16 protein-coding genes are annotated in these 15834 nt (G+C 57.5%); 2 read left to right on the top strand and 14 right to left on the bottom strand.

What is annotated here, in order from left to right; all coding sequences use genetic code 11:
* Window positions 1–5 precede the first annotated feature (5 nt).
* The 7 genes from HNR64_RS03215 to HNR64_RS03245 all read right to left on the bottom strand — a co-directional run bounded on the left by HNR64_RS03215 (window position 6) and on the right by HNR64_RS03245 (window position 8006).
* Window positions 6–1688 carry a BatD family protein gene (locus HNR64_RS03215; RefSeq protein ID WP_204995110.1) on the bottom strand — a complete coding sequence of 561 codons (1683 nt, stop codon included), beginning with the start codon at window positions 1686–1688 and terminating at the stop codon, window positions 6–8.
* On the bottom strand, window positions 1675–3624 hold the full coding sequence (locus HNR64_RS03220; RefSeq protein ID WP_204995111.1) for a vWA domain-containing protein: 1950 nt from the start codon (window positions 3622–3624) through the stop codon (window positions 1675–1677). Before HNR64_RS03220 ends, HNR64_RS03215 begins: the two co-directional genes overlap by 14 nt.
* Entirely contained in the window at window positions 3621–4625 is a 1005-nt protein-coding gene (locus HNR64_RS03225) for a VWA domain-containing protein (protein WP_204995112.1), read from the bottom strand. The genes HNR64_RS03220 and HNR64_RS03225 overlap by 4 nt, the downstream gene beginning before the upstream one ends.
* Window positions 4619–5101, bottom strand: coding sequence for a DUF4381 domain-containing protein (locus HNR64_RS03230; protein WP_204995113.1), 483 nt, complete (start codon window positions 5099–5101; stop codon window positions 4619–4621). The genes HNR64_RS03225 and HNR64_RS03230 overlap by 7 nt, the downstream gene beginning before the upstream one ends.
* Window positions 5098–6012, bottom strand: coding sequence for a DUF58 domain-containing protein (locus HNR64_RS03235; RefSeq protein WP_204995114.1), 915 nt, complete (start codon window positions 6010–6012; stop codon window positions 5098–5100). Before HNR64_RS03235 ends, HNR64_RS03230 begins: the two co-directional genes overlap by 4 nt.
* A gap of 36 nt (window positions 6013–6048) precedes the next feature.
* A complete protein-coding gene (locus HNR64_RS03240) occupies window positions 6049–7005 on the bottom strand; it encodes an AAA family ATPase (RefSeq protein WP_204995115.1) in 957 nt (318 codons plus the stop codon).
* 119 nt (window positions 7006–7124) lie between these two features.
* The gene (locus tag HNR64_RS03245) at window positions 7125–8006 is read right to left on the bottom strand and encodes a putative RNA methyltransferase (protein ID WP_204995116.1); all 882 of its coding nucleotides are present in this window, start codon (window positions 8004–8006) and stop codon (window positions 7125–7127) included.
* Between the two features lie 91 nt (window positions 8007–8097).
* Between HNR64_RS03245 and HNR64_RS03250 the strand changes: the two genes are divergently transcribed.
* Complete coding sequence (locus HNR64_RS03250; RefSeq protein WP_204995117.1) at window positions 8098–9021, top strand: glycosyltransferase family A protein; 924 nt, start codon at window positions 8098–8100, stop codon at window positions 9019–9021.
* Window positions 9022–9029: 8 nt separating this feature from the next.
* Here the strand turns inward: HNR64_RS03250 and HNR64_RS03255 are convergent, their stop codons facing one another.
* From HNR64_RS03255 to HNR64_RS03285, 7 genes are read right to left on the bottom strand one after another with little or no spacing between them, the layout of a single operon-like run.
* Window positions 9030–10499 (bottom strand): AAA family ATPase, encoded by a 1470-nt coding sequence (locus HNR64_RS03255; RefSeq protein ID WP_204995118.1) that lies wholly within the window; start codon window positions 10497–10499, stop codon window positions 9030–9032.
* Window positions 10500–10526: 27 nt separating this feature from the next.
* Window positions 10527–11963, bottom strand: a complete 1437-nt coding sequence (locus tag HNR64_RS03260) for a wax ester/triacylglycerol synthase family O-acyltransferase (protein ID WP_204995119.1) — start codon at window positions 11961–11963, stop codon at window positions 10527–10529.
* A gap of 53 nt (window positions 11964–12016) precedes the next feature.
* Window positions 12017–13804 carry an ABCB family ABC transporter ATP-binding protein/permease gene (locus HNR64_RS03265; protein ID WP_204995120.1) on the bottom strand — a complete coding sequence of 596 codons (1788 nt, stop codon included), beginning with the start codon at window positions 13802–13804 and terminating at the stop codon, window positions 12017–12019.
* Between the two features lie 2 nt (window positions 13805–13806).
* Entirely contained in the window at window positions 13807–14139 is a 333-nt protein-coding gene (locus HNR64_RS03270; RefSeq protein WP_204995121.1) for a DUF3301 domain-containing protein, read from the bottom strand.
* Complete coding sequence (locus tag HNR64_RS03275) at window positions 14139–14438, bottom strand: hypothetical protein (protein WP_204995122.1); 300 nt, start codon at window positions 14436–14438, stop codon at window positions 14139–14141. The genes HNR64_RS03270 and HNR64_RS03275 overlap by 1 nt, the downstream gene beginning before the upstream one ends.
* Window positions 14435–14815, bottom strand: coding sequence for a PH domain-containing protein (locus HNR64_RS03280; RefSeq protein WP_286694360.1), 381 nt, complete (start codon window positions 14813–14815; stop codon window positions 14435–14437). Before HNR64_RS03280 ends, HNR64_RS03275 begins: the two co-directional genes overlap by 4 nt.
* 60 nt (window positions 14816–14875) lie before the next feature.
* Window positions 14876–15331: an acyl-CoA thioesterase gene (locus HNR64_RS03285; protein ID WP_204995123.1), complete on the bottom strand. Its 456-nt coding sequence runs from the start codon at window positions 15329–15331 to the stop codon at window positions 14876–14878.
* A 320-nt stretch (window positions 15332–15651) separates the two neighbouring features.
* Between HNR64_RS03285 and HNR64_RS03290 the strand changes: the two genes are divergently transcribed.
* Window positions 15652–15834 (top strand): hypothetical protein (locus tag HNR64_RS03290; RefSeq protein WP_204995124.1); only part of this gene is annotated, 183 nt, incomplete at its 3' end.

Consider the following 15834-nt stretch of genomic DNA (forward strand, 5'->3'; position numbering starts at 1 on the left):
AGTGCTCATAGGCTCTTGTACAGCGGCGCGAGGGCCGGTTTGGCGGGACTCTCGGCCTGCTGCTTTCTGTAGGTCGCTGCGGTCTGTAGCAACGCGGCGTAATCCACACAGGGCTCGGCGGCGCGATAAAGTTCGGCGTTGATATTGTCAACGTGAGTGGCAAAGGTGGGTTCGTGGGCGACGAGCTCCGCTAAACTGCGATAGCCGTCCTGCTGGTGAGAGGCCCAGTCTTGTAACGCCGCTCTCGCGGCGCGGGCATCGCGCTGTTTGCACGCCTTTTTCAGCCTTTGGTAAGCCGCCTTTTCGTGTTGGTCATTCTTCTTCTCAACATCCCGGAGAGGAGGCTCTGTGCGATCACGACGACGGAGCAGCGCCCACAGGCAGAGAAGATTGGTGCAAATTAATAGGGCAATAATTATCCGGTAGGGTGTCAGTGCCGTGTGTGCGCTGGTTGCCGGGCCACTGAGCGGGGTTGCCGAGGGCGCAGCATGCGACGCTGCGGTTTCGATGGCCTCATCACCGGACGCGCCCGGTGCGGGGCTTACAACTAACTCCCGGGCGGGTAATACCGCAAGCTCGGCGCGGTTAGTGCGCGTGTTCCACCAGGCAAGCTTTATTTCGGGTAGGGTGTAGCGCCCGGCTTCATTGGCGATTATCGCCGTGGATTCGCTGCGCAGGCCGACCAGTATTTGTTCATCTTTGTTATTTTGCAGCACTGGCTGGTCAGGGTAGAGCTTGGCCCCTGCCAGGTCGTAGCGAGGCAGTGCAGGTAGCTGCGCTGCCATCAGCCCCTCGGCGCGAATATCCACGCGACGGGTAGTCGACTCGCCCACCTGCAGTTGTTCGGGGTCACTGCTCCACTCTTCAAAAATCTCTACGTTGCCCGCGGGCAGCCATAGTGCGCCGTCGAAGTCTGCCGGTGGAGATTGAATATCAATCTCCATGGGGGGGCTGCGACGTACCAGTAAACGGCCTGGGTCTAACAGTGAAGGGCGGTAGCTTTCCACGCGCGCTTGCAGCGTCAACGCAGGTATCTCCAATGTGCCACTGCGCTGAGGAAAAACGGCGTAGCGGCGTTCAATAACCTGAAAGCTGCGGCCATCAATGCGTTGGCGGTAACGACTCTCCCCTAGTGATTCGACCAGGGCATTGTCGACTTCCAGGGGATCCAGGGTGGCGTCGAGAAAATTCACCGAGCTGTATAGCTTGACGCTGTATTCCAGCATTTGCTGAACATAGCCGCGACGCGGCGTGATATCCGCCTCTAACCACACTTGGCGATTGTCAGTATTCTGGCGTCGCGCGCTGTTTGACGGCGTGACGCGGATACTTATGGCCTTGGTTTGTTTGTTGCCCATGGTGATGGCGGGGATGGTCAGGTCGCCTTCGCGTTTCGGGGCCAGCGTGTAGTCCCACTGACGGCTGCTGCTGATTTTGCCGTTGACGATATTGGTGCGGCTGCTCTGCTGTCGGTTCAGAATATGGAAATCAGTGCTCAGCTCGCTTACATCGGGCTCGCCGCTGAATAAAATGCTGTCGGCTGACAAGGTGAGGTTGAGGGTTTCCTCCAGGGCGACTTGATTGCGGTCAACCGTGGCACGTACTGTGGTCTCGGCCTGCGCGAGGCCGCTACAGCAAAGCGCAAAAAAGCTCAGCCACAAGGTCGCTAGATACTTAATACGGGGCATAGTTTTCGGCCTCCGGCAGCTCGCCTTGGCGGCGGCGCTGATCATATTGGTATTGGAATTTGTTGCGAAGCAGCGTATCCGAGCTGTCAGGAATATTTCTCAGCCACTGCTCTTGCGCCTGTTCTTCCTCTGACAGCGGCGCCTGAGCGGCACCGGCAGCAGGCGCTGCTTTGGCATTTTCAGTGGGTGTAGTGCCGTCGCTTTGTCGGGCGAAGGCGTCGTTTTGCGCATCGTCATTCTCACCGCGTTGTTGCGCGTGCTGCTCGGCGAGAGCCTTCTGGTTCGCTGTGTTTTCTGAAGCAGGTGCGGCGTCGGAGTCGTCGGTGCCTGGATCCTCTGATGGGGCGGCTTGCTGTTCCCCCGACGACTGTTGCGGGTTTTCGCCTGCGTTGGTGGCATTGTTGTCAGCCGTCGCGTTGTTACTTTGCGGGTCGCCGCCTTGATTTGCCTGGTTCGGCGCACCGGCGTCGCCTTGTTCTTGGTTATCAGCGTCTTGATTTTGAGAGCTCTGGTTTTCAGAGTTCTGATTTTCAGAACCTTCGTTTTCAGAACCCTGGTTTTCAGATCCTTGGCCGCCGCCTTGCTGCTGTTGTTCTGTTAATTGCTCTACTAATGCCTTGTTGGCTTTGGCATCGGCCATGTCGGGCTGGCGTTGTAATGCTTGATCGTAGGCCTTCAAGGCCTCGTCCAGTTTTCCCGCCTTGGCCAGTGCGTTGCCACGGTTATAGTGAGCGTCAGCGGAGTCTCGCTCTGCGAAAGCATCCGCCGCCGCGGCATAGTTGCCGGCGCGATAGTGGGCGCTGCCGCGCCACATTGGATCGCGGAACATGTCGGCGGCTTCTGCGGGCGCATCCTGAAAGCGCTGCATTGCTTGTTGATCGGCTGTTTTCCACGGGTGCTGCCAGTCCAGCGCATAGCTGTGCTCGGGCTGGGTGAGTATCGCGAGGAATACAATCAGCATGGCACCGCGCCGGAAGGCGAGCAGGGCACAGGGCAGCAGGAGCACGGCTAACCACTGGCCGCCGTCTTGCCACTGCTCGAAGGTTTGCTGCTGTGTACTCTCTTCAAATTGTTGGCTGCCCGCTGCCAGTTTGCGCAGGGCGGAATCGCCCAGTGGGGCGCTTAAGTTAATGTACTGCCCCCCGGCCTTGCGGGCCAGGGCCTGCATCAAGGCCTCTGGCATACTGGCGACGATGGTGTTGCCTTGTGAGTCCTTTAAAAAGCCCCCTTCCGGCAGGGGGATAGGCGCGCCCTGTTCACTGCCCACACCGATAATTGAAACCGGGTAAGAGGACTGGTCGACAAAGCCCTCCAGCCCCTTTAGCTGCTGTGCAGAAAAGCCATCGCCGATAAGCAGAATGTGGCCGCTGGGGCTGCCCGCATTGTCGAGTAGCTGCTGCGCCTGGACGAGTCCGCTAAGGGGGTTGCTGCCTTGCACAGGCATCATAGCTGGATGGAGGGAGGGCAGCAGCGTATTGAGGGTGTTGCCATCATCGGTGAGCGGCGCTACCACAAAGGCGTCGCCCGCACTGGCCACCAAGCCTGTTTGGCCGTCGGCGCGCAGTGCCAGCAGATCGCGTATGGCATATTTAGCCCGCTGCAGGCGCGACGGTTGTAGGTCTTCGGCAAGCATGGAGGGTGACAGGTCCAGCACAATCGCCAAGCCGCCTCGGTCTTCCAATACGGGGCTGGGCAGGCGTTGCCAGCTCGGCCCCATCAGCGCTAGCCAGCACAACAGCCCCGCAAAGAACACTGGCCACAGGCGCCGAGAATAGCGGCCTTGCGGCTGCTCAAGGAGGTGGGGCAATAAGCTCGGGTCGATAAATTGCTGCCACTGCTGCGCCGAGCGCTGCTGGCGAAGGTGCAGCCACAAGCACAGTAGTATTGGCAGTGCGCTCCACACCCACTCGGGACGCAACCAGTGTAGCGTTATCATTGCGATCTCCTTTGCGCCAGGGCAATCGACAGCGCTGTTATTAGCGCAGCGGTCAACGGCCAGTGGAGGAGGGAGCGTCGCGGCCGAATTTGTTGCTGTTCCTGCTCAATTGGCTCTAGTGCGGCAATGGCATTGTAGGCCGCTTGCAGTTCTTCTGTGTTGCGCGCGCGGTAATATTCGCCTCCAGTTTGGTGGGCGATCTCTCGCAGTGTTTTTTCATCCAGGTCGGCAGAGGGGTTAATTTTGCGCGCCCCCAGCCGACTGCCAAAAAGCCCTGGTACTTCCATTTCCGTTGCCCCGACACCAATGGTGTAAATGCGGATATTCTCCCGCTGGGCTACGGCGGCCGCCTCTAAGGGCGGTAGGGTGCTGGCGGTGTCGGCACCGTCAGTTAATAAAATTACCACGCGGCTGTTTTCCGGACGTTTGCGCAGTCGTTTGATGGCAAAGCCAATGGCATCGCCGATGGCGGTTTGTTTGCCAGCGAAGCCAACCTGGGCCTCGTCCATTAACTGGCCGAGAGTCGCCAAGTCGAAAGAGAGCGGAGATTGAATGTAGGCGCGCGAGCCGAATAGTATGAGTCCGAGCTTGTCGCCTTGGCGCTGGCGAACAAATTCGTTGACGACTGCCTTTACCACAGTAATGCGAGGCAGGGCGCTGCCTTGAACTTTCATATCTTGCTGGGCCATCGATCCTGAGATATCGACCGCCAGCATTAGATCCCTGCCGGTGCTGGGAAGCGCCTGAGGCTCACCCACCCAATGTGGGCCACTGGCGGCGACAAGCAGACTGAGCCAGAGCAGCCAATGTGCAATGACAAGCGGGCTTTTGGTGTTTTTTATGCTGAGGCTTTCGCGGTCGCGAAGCTGCAGCAGTTGGTGGTAAAACGGCACTCGCAGGGCGCTTCGAGCGGCCTGCTCGCTTGGGGGCTTGCTCAGTGCCCTAACGATGAGTGGCAGGGGCAGCAGCAACAGCAGCCATGGCCACTGTAAACTCAGCATCCCTTCGCTCTCCTGTGCGTGCGTAGCCATGTGCTTACTGACTTATACAGCCCGTCGCGATCAGTCAGCTGTGCCGTTGCCTGATAAGCGGCAGTCTCCAGTTCGGCAATCTCCTCGGAAGTAAACACCGGGTACTTGCAGTAACTATTTAATAGCTCGCACCAGGTATCGCCTCGCGCAGTAGCGGCGCGTTGGCCATCAAGCTGTAAAGCGACTCGGCGCAGCAATTGATTGGCGCTTGCGGCGTAAAGGCTATCATCGCCTTGTTGTGAGAGCTTTTCGAGTTCGGCCAGCGCGGCGCGGCGATAGGCGTTGCGGTTGTAGCAGCGGCGCCAATACAGCGCACCGGCGAGGGCGAACAATAACGCCAGTCCGAGCAGGGCAAACCAGCCCCAGGCCCAGGGAAAATCAGCGGGCGGTGGCGGTAGGTGAATGTCGGCGAGTTGGACCAATGGGTCTGTGGGCCTTGGCGTCATGTTAGCCGGATCTCCCTGCTGAGGATTTCCAGTAGGTCGTCATCGGTACTCAGTGGTAGCAAAACAACACCCAGCTGACGCAGTTGTTGTTGAAGCGCTTGCTGGGCCTGTGCAATGTGATCGCGGTAGTGCTGTTGTAGCCGCTGGTCGATATTAATGACCGAACGCTGCTGGCCATCGCTGAGGGGCAGCGCACCTTGCAGCGGCAAGCGCAGCTCGAGCGGGTCGTTGATGCCCAGCGCGACAATGTCGTTGTGACGTGACAGCAACAGCAATTGCTTGTGGGCCTGGTCATCGTAGTCGTGAAAATCGCTCAAGATAAACACTGACGAGCCCGGCCTGGTGATACGCCGAAGTTCCTCTAGCGCTGACGATAGGGGTTGCTTATCCGCAGCGGGCGCTTGGAGTAGCCGCTCGCTGTACTCGCAGGCGCTGTTTAACAAGTGCAGTACTGCTCGGCTGCTACGCTTTGGGCGGAACTCGTTGTGGCGGTCGTCGGAAAAAATAAGGCCGCCGACTCGGTCATTGCTGTCCAGACCATTCCATGCCAGCAGCGCCGCGGCGTGGCAGGCCATGACTGACTTAAAGCAATGGCGGCTGCCAAAGGCCATCGGCCGACGCTGGTCCAGGCAAATAACAATCGGCCGCTCGCGCTCTTCTTCAAACACGCGGGTGTGCGGCTTTGTGGTGCGCGCGGTTACCCGCCAGTCGATGTGGCGAATCTCGTCGCCGCCCTGGTAAGCGCGCAGTTGTTGGAAGCTTAAACCGCGACCTTTGAAGGGCGCCGGGTGATTGCCGGTTTGTCGGGCGACGTGGCGCCGTTGTTGGCGCAGGCGAAGTTGCCGTGCGGTCAGTCTGGCGGCTATCAGCGCAGCGCGGTTAACACTCGCACCGCGAACTACGTAGTTCATCGATTCTGTTGAAGACGTCGCTTTGGCCATAGCGGTTTAGGCAACGGGTACGCAATGAATCAGTCGGTCTATCAATTGGTCGCGGGCAACGCCCTCTGCCTCGGCGGCAAAGCTGATAATTAAACGGTGGCGGAGCACGTCGTGGGCAACAGCTTGGACATCGTCCGGGCTAACGTAGTCGCGGCCGGCCAGCCAGGCATGGGCACGGGAGCAGCGGTCCAGGGCGATGGTGGCTCGCGGGCTGGCGCCGACATCGAGCCACTGGTCGAGTTGTTGATCCCACTGGCCAGCATTGCGCGTCGCGATGACTAGTTGCACGATGTACTGCTCCACGGCATCGGCCATATGAATATCCAAAGCCTGCTGTCTTGCCGAAAATATCGCCTGCTGACTAATTTGCGGGGCGGCGCTTTGCTCGCCCTGGGCCTCGTTGCGTACGCTGCGCAGTATGGCCAGCTCGGCTTCTGCGCTGGGGTAGTCGACATTGACATGCATCAGGAAGCGGTCGAGCTGGGCCTCTGGCAGTGGGTAGGTGCCCTCTTGCTCAAGCGGGTTTTGGGTTGCCATTACCAAGAACAAGGAGTCCAGGGCGTAGCTGTGGCTGCCGACGCTGACCTGCCTTTCCGCCATGGCTTCCAGCAGTGCGGATTGCACTTTAGCCGGGGCCCGGTTGATCTCGTCGGCCAGCAACAGATTGTGGAATATGGGGCCGCGCTGGAACTCAAACACGCCGGTTTCGGGGCGATAGATTTCGCTACCGGTGACATCGCCAGGTAGCAGGTCCGGGGTGAACTGAATGCGCTGGAAGCTGCCCTCTATTGCATCGGAGAGGGTTTTGATCGCCTTGGTTTTCGCCAGGCCGGGGGCGCCTTCAACCAGCAGGTGGCCGTCTGCCAACAGGGCAATAAGCAGGCGTTGGGTGAGTTGCTGCTGGCCGATAATCTGGCTGTTCAACCAGTCGTGGAGCTGGCTGATGTGTTGGTGTTCGGTCATTTAAGGTCTACCTGTGACAATATTCTTATGTGCCCGATGGTGGGGGCATTTGTGCCATTTTCAAGCGCTGCAGGGCCGTGGTTTAGCAATGCGCCGCGATCAATAGACTGCGAGCGGCCCTATTCATTCCCCGGGCCTTCCCCAAAAGCGCCATGGCAGCGCAATAACCGCAGCTCTACATCCAGGGTTAGTGACATCGGTGCACTGCTTAACAGCGCTTGCCGAGCCTCGTGGGTGGCGCGGTAGTTGTGGGGTGTCATGCTTAGCAGCTCTTCAAGCTCGCTGCGTGACAATGCGCGGGTTTGTTGGTGGACGCGCACTCGCCTGTGTAAGGGGCCGATAAGTTGTTCTGCCTTATCCAGGTTCGGTGGCTCGCTGCGCCGCAATTCGGCATACAGCTTTTCCCGCAATTCCAGTAAGTGGTCGGGGCCGCTGTCCACCTGCAAGTAGTAGCCGCCGTCGCGCAGTAGCCGTGAAAATTCGCTGTACACCGGAAAGCCGAAGGCGCAGAGGACAATGTTCTGGCTGGCGGTGGGCAGCGGCACGCTGCGATTGCTGGCAACAATGCCGTTTAGTGAGCGGTTGCGCTGCAGACAGCAACGCAGCGCCCACTTTGAAATATCCAAACCCGTTGCCGTGACGTTGTCGCCCCGGTCGGCCAGCGCCTGTGCGAGATTGTTGAGGTAGTAGCCATCGCCGCAGCCAGCGTCCAAGACGCTGCATGACGCTGCCTCGCCGAATTCGTCGAGCAATAGCTGCGTGATGGCATCGGCAATGGGCTGGTATATACCGCGATCCAAAAATTGCTTGCGCGCATTGACCATGGCTTTGCTGTCGCCGGGGTCCTTGGATTTTTTGTGCTGTACCGGCAGCAAGTTGATGTAACCTTGACGAGCAATATCAAAGCTGTGACCGCGCGGGCAGCGCCACTGTTGGTCGCTGCGCTGCATGGCCTCGCCATCAATGGGGCAGCAGAGGTGTTGTAGAGCAAGTAAGGGCATAGTTGTTCACGGTTTGATACAGTGCGCAGCATACAGTGACACAGCTGGGCGACGCCATCGCTCTGACAGAGATTACGGGAATCATTACACAATGTTGAAAAAACTCCGCCAGGAAAAGCGCCAAAAACGCGCATTGGCCGAGGCGATTGACCGCCGGGTTGAGGCCTTAACCCAGCGCTTTGAGGCCGATGCCTTGCATCGCACAGAACGTGGTGTGGCGGAAAATACACCGCGCCCCATCGTTGTTTCGCTAACCAGTTTCAGCAAGCGCATTCACGATGTTTACTTAACGATTGAGAGTCTGCTTCAGCAGTCCCACAAGCCGGATCGAATCGTGCTGTGGTTGTCTGCCGAGGAGTTCAGCGATGCCGACATTCCGGCAATTCTAAAGCGTCAATGCGCGCGCGGGCTGGACATCGAGTTTGTTGAAAAAGACCTTGGCCCCTATACCAAGTTCTTCTACGCCCTGCAGAAATATCCCGAGGCGTTACTACTCACGGTTGACGACGATATTCTTTACCCGCAGGACATGGTCGACCAGCTCTATCGCGCTCACTTACAAGCGCCCAATGAAATTCACTGCACGCGCGGCCATCGCATCCGTTTAGATGAAAAGGGCGAACTGCTGCCCTATAAGCAATGGTGGCGGCGCAATGATGACCGCGACAGCTCGCTAATGATTTTCCCCACTGGCGTGGGTGGTGTGCTGTATTTCCCCGGTTGTTTTGACGACAGTATTGATGACGTTGAGGCCTTTTCCCGCCTGGCTCCCAATGCCGACGACGTATGGTTGAAAGCCATGAGCCTGAAAGCGGGTACCGTGTGCACCATGTTAGAAGGCCGTGGGGTATGGATGCAGCGTTTTCCAGTGATCGCAGGCAGCCAGGAGGTGTCGTTAAAGCGGCGCAACAAGAGCAAACGCACCGGCAATGATGAGCAGATCAAAGCCGTGTTTGAGGCCTATGGCTTGCTGCCGTTACTGCGTGAGGTCGCGGCGCGCGAGCCCGGGTTGTAGCTTCGGGGCTAATCGGCGGGTACCGCGCGTTCCTTGCACCATTGGCGAAGGGCTTCAATACGCTCACTCATTGTGATGGATAGCGGCACAGTGTTGCCCAGTTCACCGACGATGTGGGCTGTGCTTAGCGCTTCATCGCGGGCGTTTGCGGTGTAGCCAGCGGCGACAATAGCCTGCTCAATCTCGGCGCCGGTAAACCCTGCGCTTTCCTCAGCGAGTACCTCCAAGGAAAAATTGTCGGCTGAGTATCCGCGCTTTTCCAGGTGAACGGTGAAGATGTCTTCGCGTATTGCCGGTTTGGGCAAGTCGACGAAGAATATTTCATCCAGGCGCCCTTTGCGGATCAATTCGGGCGGCAGGTGTTGGATGGCGTTGGCGGTGGCAACGACAAAAACCGCTTGCCGGCGCTCTGCCATCCACGTTAACAGGGTGCCCAACACCCGTTTGGCGGTGCCGCCATCATTGCTATCGGCGACAATGCCTTTTTCAATTTCATCTATCCACAGCACACAGGGTGACATGGTTTCGGCTAGCGCAAGCGCCTCGCGGACATTGCGCTCAGACTCGCCAAAATACTTGTTAAACAGTGCCCCCATATCCATGCGCAGCAAGGGCAGGCCCCACATACCGGCGACGGCCTTGGCGGCCAGACTTTTGCCACCACCCTGAACACCCACCAACATAATGCCCTTGGGTGCATCCGCCTGGGTTTGCAGAAATGCGGCTTCGCGCTTTTGCAGCCAGTCGCGCAGCTGCAGCAGGCCGCCGACATGGGCAAAACTCTCCGTGTCGTATTCAAAGCTCAGAACACCGTCCATATCCAGCAATTGAAACTTGGCTTTGTTGACGGCCTGAATATCTGACTCGGTGATGGCGCCGTCCTGGTAAATGGCGCCACGCGCCAGTTTTCGCGCGTCTTGCAGTGGCAGCCCCCGAAGATTGCTGACCAGCTTGTCCAATGCGCGGCGATCGGTGCGGACCTTACGCCCTTTGTCTTTAGCAAATTGCTGGGCTTCGCGATGAATCGCGGCGAGCAGTTTGTGGTCTTCGGGCATCGACAGCGTGAAGCGCGCCGTCATGCGCTTGAATTCCGCAGGAATCTGCAATGCATGACTGATAAAAATAAGGCACTGCTTTGCTGCCTCAGCTTGCATGGCAATGTCTTTAATCAAGCGCACATTCAGTGGCTCATTGACCAAATACGGATGGAAGTCACACAGGGCGTATAGCCCCGGTGAATTGGCGGCGCGAATATGTTTGAGCGCTGCTTCCGGGGACGTTGTTTGCGGCAGCGATGGTGAGTCCACTAGGTCGGCACGTCGCAAGCCGTCGCTTGCAGACCAGGCATAGAGCGGTTTCGCGAGTTGAATGCCGAGTTTGCTCAGCAGGGTCAGTGCTCGGCGCTCCTCCCAGGTTTCGATAACAATAATCGGAATGCGCGACTCGATGATGAGTCGCAGGTCATGGCTATTGTTCATAGTGCTGTAATGCGTGCTCGCGGTAACTTATGCCGGCTCGGCGGTGCTGGCTAATGCACTTTCGCGCAGCTCGTCGTAAGCGCGCTGGATGCACTCCCCGTAGAAGTCGGGATCGGGCATCATATCGCGACAGGCGGTAAACGACAGGGCGATGATGCCGCGCTTGTTTTGCACGCTGGAATAAACAATGTGGAACAGACCGACGTTGGGCAACAGCGGTCCAAAGTTCATGCCATTAACTAAGCGGGCGCCGCAGAAATACAGTTGTTCGCGCGGGCCGGGAACGTTGGTTATCACGGTGTTAAAAATTACCGCTGCCTCGGACAGGCCTGTACTTGAGGCGGCGCGCAGCGCGAGCTGCAGAACCCCGCCATGTAATACATCAGTGACATCCACCGCAACACGCGGCCCCAGCGCGTTGGCATAGGCTTTGGACTCCAGCGAGGCTTGCTGAATGTGGGTCAGGCGCTCCATAGGGTCGGCGATGGTGCTGCACAGTGACACGGTCATAAAGCCGACCATGTTTCCGCCGCTGTTTTGCTCGGCGGCGCTGCGCACATCAATGGGGCAGCCGCCAACCAGGGTTTTTTCCGGCAATTCCCCCTTGGCGCTGAGGTAGTGACGCAGCGCGCCCGACACGATGCACAGCATCACATCATTAATCGTGGCACCCTCGCAGTGCTGTTTAATGCTGCGTAGCTCGGCGAAGTCAAAATTCACAGAGTCGACCACGCGGTGGGGGGACAGTTTTCCCTGAAAGCGCGTGCGCTGTTTGTCGTCGAGGCTTCGAAAGTCATTCTCTTTCCTGCCGCGGCGTATACGCTGCCAAGCGGGCACCAAATTGCCCACCAATTTGGCGGTCTTAAGCGGTTTGCGCAGATTATTTGCCGCGGCCTTCTTAAGTATGTCGCCGCGAGTAAGCATGGATTCATGTTCAGCGTCGGGCACGGGGATATCTTCAACGGTTGGGCTGAGGTCATGAAGCAAGGGCAACAGACGCGCCCCCGTGGCGCCATCCATAGCAGCATGATGAACTTTTAGCAGCACTGCGAAGCAGTTCTTCGGGAGTCCGGGGACGTTGTCCAGGCCCTCGATGACGTACATTTCCCAGAGCGGTTTTTCCATATCGAGCGGACGCGAGTGGATACGGGCAGCGAGAATACACAGCTGCCGCCAGTCACCCGGCTTGGGTAGTGCCATGTGGTGGATATGGCGTTCGACATCGGGGTCTTCGACTTCCTCCCACCAAGGCTGGTCCAGGCCCCAGGGCACGCGCTGCAGTTGACGGGTGAAGATCGGTGACAGCGGCGCCCGGGCGCTGATTAACTCAATAATCTGCTTGAAGCGAACCAAGCCGCCGTCGGCGCTGGATTGATCGTAAATGCCGAGGCTACTGATGTGCTGCGGTATGCCCGCTGCCTCGGTATGGATGAACATGGCATCTTGGCCGGAAAGCTGGTGCATAGTGTTACCCCCTGCTGAATTTTATTGTTATGTGTCGAGCCTTTTATCGGCCCTTAGTCGCCTTGCCGTTGGCGTTGTTGTAGTGCCCATAGTTGAGCATAGTGGCCCTCGGCTGCAAGCAATTGTTGATGATTACCCTGCTCGACAATACGGCCCTCGTGCAGCACCACAATGGTATCGGCATCGACAACGGTCGACAGCCGGTGCGCAATCACAAGCATACTGTGTTGTCTGGCGATGTCTCGCATGGCGGCAAGAATGGCTTGTTCGGATTTGCTGTCCAGTGATGAGGTGGCTTCATCAAAGACAATAATCGGCGCCCCCTTGAGTAGTGCCCGGGCAATGGCGACACGCTGTTTCTCGCCGCCCGATAATTTCAGGCCACGCTCGCCCACCAGGGTATCGGCGCCAGCGGGTAGGCTTTGAATAAAGTCTTCCAGATGGGCCAGGCGAATGGCTTCGTCGATGTCTTCATCGCAGGCATCGACCCGGCCGTAGCGAATATTGTCGCGGATGCTTTGATTGAATAGCACGGTATCCTGGGGGACGATGCCGAGAACGCTGCGCAGCGACTGTTGGCTGATAGTGGCGATGTTCTGGCCATCGATTAAAATTTGCCCGCTGTCGACATCGTAAAAACGAAATAGCAGTTTCAGCAGGGTGGATTTGCCCGCGCCGCTGCTGCCGACGATGGCGACTTTTTTGCGGGGCGGCAGGCGGAAACTGATATCGCGGAGAATCTGCCTATCGCGGTCGTAAGCAAAGCAAACCTGGCTGAATTCGAGCTCCGCATCACGAACGGATAGTGCGGGCGCATCGGCCTTATCGGTAACGCTGGCACGTTGGCGCAGCAGGGCGAACATCGCTTCAATATTCGCCATTGAGCCTTTCATTTCCCGGTAGACAAAGCCCAGAAAATTCAGCGGCATGAAGATTTGCATCATAAAGGCGTTAATCAACACAAAATCGCCGATGGTCATGCTGCCGGACAGGGTGTGTTTGGCGGCCAGCAGCATTGCCGATGTCATCGCGGTTGCAATGATAAAGGCCTGGCCGGCGTTCAGGGCAAACAGGCTGAGACGGTTTTGTCGTCTCGCGCGCTCCCACTGCGCCAGCTCGTTGTCGTAGCACTGGGCTTCGTAGTCTTCATTGCCAAAGTATTTCACGGTTTCGAAGTTGAGCAGGCTGTCGACAGCGCGACTGCTGCTGCGCGATTCGGCAACATTGGCGCGGCGGATAAAGCCGGTGCGCCACTCCGTTGCCACCACGGAAAACCCGACATAACTCACCACGGCGAGGAATACGATCAGGGCGTAATACACGCTGTACTGCCAGCCCAGTAGTACCAATACCATGCCGATCTCAATAAATGTCGGCACGATGTTAAATACCATAAAGCGCAGTAAAAAACTGATGCCATTGGTGCCGCGTTCGATATCGCGAGACAGGCCGCCAGTGCGGCGGTTTAGGTGAAAATCCAGATCCAGTTGGTGCAGGTGCTTGAATACCGACAGACCAATGCGCCGCATCGCACGCTCAGTAACGCGACCAAACAGGGTATCGCGCAGCTCACCGAATAATACGTTGGCAAAGCGCAGGCCGCCGTAGGCCAAGAGCAGGCCTATGGGCGCGAGTGTCAGTGCGTTCAGCCCGCTTGTGTCCAGGTGGTCGACAATATGTTTTAAGGCAAAGGGCAGCCCGACACTGGCCAGCTTTGCCGCGATGAGGCACAGCAGTGCCAGGCCGATGCGCGGCATATGGGGGCGGAGGTAGGGTACCAGCTTTAGCAGGGTGCGGGCGCTTACCCGTTGGTCTTCAGAATAGTGTGTGTGCCCGTGCATAGCTAGTGGAGTCTCTCGTCGGGAAGCCGGTGTGCCTGGAGCTCAATATTTTCAATTTGCTTGCCCAGAGTAATGATGCGGCCCTGATAGCGCTCGTCGCCTTGAGCACTGAATTCGAAATGATAGCGTCGCCACACTTGGATCTGCCCTCTGCGGTTGCGCTTCCACCACAGTGCACGGAGCGCAATATTCTCATCGAGTAACTGCAGGTGTTGTGCGGCCAAGTGTCGCTTAACGGCGATCAGACAGCGCTCCCGTATGCCAACCGATGCCCAGAGGTGGTAGAGCACGATGCAGAGAATAATAAGGGCGATCAGATCGCTGAGTTGCAACACTAAAATATCCAGGCAATGAATAGCCAAAATATCAGGAAGAAGCTCACAAAGCCGCTAAGCATGAACTGCAACTCACCGAGCAGGCCATCCCCTGCCGCAAAGGCGAACACGACTAAGGTGGCCACCGTTACAAAAAAAGCGATGACGGCGGCATTGCGCAAGTCGAGGCCTGGGGTGAAGTGCTGGTCAATGAAGCCAGCAACTAATGGCAGCATCATGGCTGTGGCAGCGCCGAGCAGGAGCAGCAGCCCAAGCAGCAGGCCGCCAATTTTTAAGACTTGCTGGCGGTCTGCGCTCATTGCTCGTCAACTTGGCTGGCTTTTACCAACTCCCTGAATACCTCAGGGCGGGGCATACCGCTAGCCTGCACTTCGGCCTTGTCGCCCGCCGTAAAGATGCTCAGGGTGCCAACGCCGAACAAGCGGTTCATTAGAGACTGACTGATTTTAACAGTGCGAATACTCGACGTGTTGAGCTCGGTGCGGTCTTTGTTCAGCAGTCCCTGCTCAAGCACGATCTCGTTGCCATTGATTTCAAGGCGAGTGGCTTTGCATTTAAGGTACCAATACAGCAGGATCAAAATGCCAATCCCAACCGGCACCAACAGCAGCGCGAGAATGAAGCCGAATGGCTTGTTGCGAAACATGGCGGGGTGTTCTGCGTATTGTTGGCTCACTTGTGTCTCTCTTTATGTTACGGGATTGCTACATTCTACACGCTATCTGGAGGCTGTGAATTACGTTTCTGTGGCGATAACCGCTGGCCCATAGCGCTGGTTGAATACTGGCGGCATTCGGCGCGGCTTGCCGTTGCTCAACCGAATGCATACCAGCTGCCAGCGCGCCCGAAGAAGGGTAACGCCGTCGCGAGAGCGTCTTAACTGAAAGCGTCGCTCCATCGTCAGGCGCTGGTCGCTAGCCGTTAACCACGTGGCTATCTCGCACTCTTCATCTAAAAAGGCTGCGGCGACATAGTCGTATTCGGCATGCCGAATAACCATTGCGGCATCGAGCTGATGGTAGTCGTCCAGGTTTAGCCCAAGCTCGACGGAATGCTGCCAGCCAACCCGCTGGCACCAGCTCACGTACACACCGTTGTTCACATGGCCGAGGCCGTCAATATCTTCGCGGCCGACACTCAGACTTTGGGTGAACGGGGCGGGCAGGTCCCAATCGGAGTTTACAATTGTCATAGCCTTTCCCTTTGCCAAAACGGTATTATGGCGACTGCCGTGAAGAAGGGAAGCGTGTGAACTGTGGGTTTGTGTCACAGTGAGCAGAGTGGCAGCTTAGTTAACTCGTTTTTTTGTGATGCAGGTCTCAAAAAGCGCGGGGTTTTCCGCGTCTACTTCGGTTTTCCCTTACTTCACCTATTTCCCACTGCTGGTTCAATGTACACACATGCCCCATCAGTGGATGAGGCGCTTCGGCGTTGGCATGGCGGTGTGAATGCACAGCTCTCCCCCTATTGTTGGCAGGCACCTCGATACCTGTTTTTACGGAGTTACGGAACATGTTCAAACTTAATAAATTTAATCGCGCTGGCCTGCTCGGCTTAAGCGCTGCGGTACTTCTTACCGCTTGCGGCGGTGGTGGCGGCTCGAGCTCAGGTGGCTCGAGCGAGCAAGCGACCTACCAAGGTGTAGAAGGCCCATTAGACATGGTTCAAGAGCCGCTGTCTGAGCAAGTGCTGGGG

The organism is Spongiibacter marinus (assembly GCF_016906995.1).
Classification (GTDB): Bacteria; Pseudomonadota; Gammaproteobacteria; order Pseudomonadales; family Spongiibacteraceae; genus Spongiibacter; species Spongiibacter marinus.

Excerpts from the sequence above, each read along its gene's own strand:
- HNR64_RS03215 (WP_204995110.1), bottom strand. The coding sequence starts at position 1,688 with ATGCCCCGTATTAAGTATCTAGCGACCTTGTGGCTGAGCTTTTTTGCG.
- HNR64_RS03220 (WP_204995111.1), bottom strand. The coding sequence starts at position 3,624 with ATGATAACGCTACACTGGTTGCGTCCCGAGTGGGTGTGGAGCGCACTG.
- HNR64_RS03225 (WP_204995112.1), bottom strand. The coding sequence starts at position 4,625 with ATGCTGAGTTTACAGTGGCCATGGCTGCTGTTGCTGCTGCCCCTGCCA.
- HNR64_RS03230 (WP_204995113.1), bottom strand. The coding sequence starts at position 5,101 with ATGACGCCAAGGCCCACAGACCCATTGGTCCAACTCGCCGACATTCAC.
- HNR64_RS03235 (WP_204995114.1), bottom strand. The coding sequence starts at position 6,012 with ATGAACTACGTAGTTCGCGGTGCGAGTGTTAACCGCGCTGCGCTGATA.
- HNR64_RS03240 (WP_204995115.1), bottom strand. The coding sequence starts at position 7,005 with ATGACCGAACACCAACACATCAGCCAGCTCCACGACTGGTTGAACAGC.
- HNR64_RS03245 (WP_204995116.1), bottom strand. The coding sequence starts at position 8,006 with ATGCCCTTACTTGCTCTACAACACCTCTGCTGCCCCATTGATGGCGAG.
- HNR64_RS03250 (WP_204995117.1), top strand. The coding sequence starts at position 8,098 with ATGTTGAAAAAACTCCGCCAGGAAAAGCGCCAAAAACGCGCATTGGCC.
- HNR64_RS03255 (WP_204995118.1), bottom strand. The coding sequence starts at position 10,499 with ATGAACAATAGCCATGACCTGCGACTCATCATCGAGTCGCGCATTCCG.
- HNR64_RS03260 (WP_204995119.1), bottom strand. The coding sequence starts at position 11,963 with ATGCACCAGCTTTCCGGCCAAGATGCCATGTTCATCCATACCGAGGCA.
- HNR64_RS03265 (WP_204995120.1), bottom strand. The coding sequence starts at position 13,804 with ATGCACGGGCACACACACTATTCTGAAGACCAACGGGTAAGCGCCCGC.
- HNR64_RS03275 (WP_204995122.1), bottom strand. The coding sequence starts at position 14,438 with ATGAGCGCAGACCGCCAGCAAGTCTTAAAAATTGGCGGCCTGCTGCTT.
- HNR64_RS03285 (WP_204995123.1), bottom strand. The coding sequence starts at position 15,331 with ATGACAATTGTAAACTCCGATTGGGACCTGCCCGCCCCGTTCACCCAA.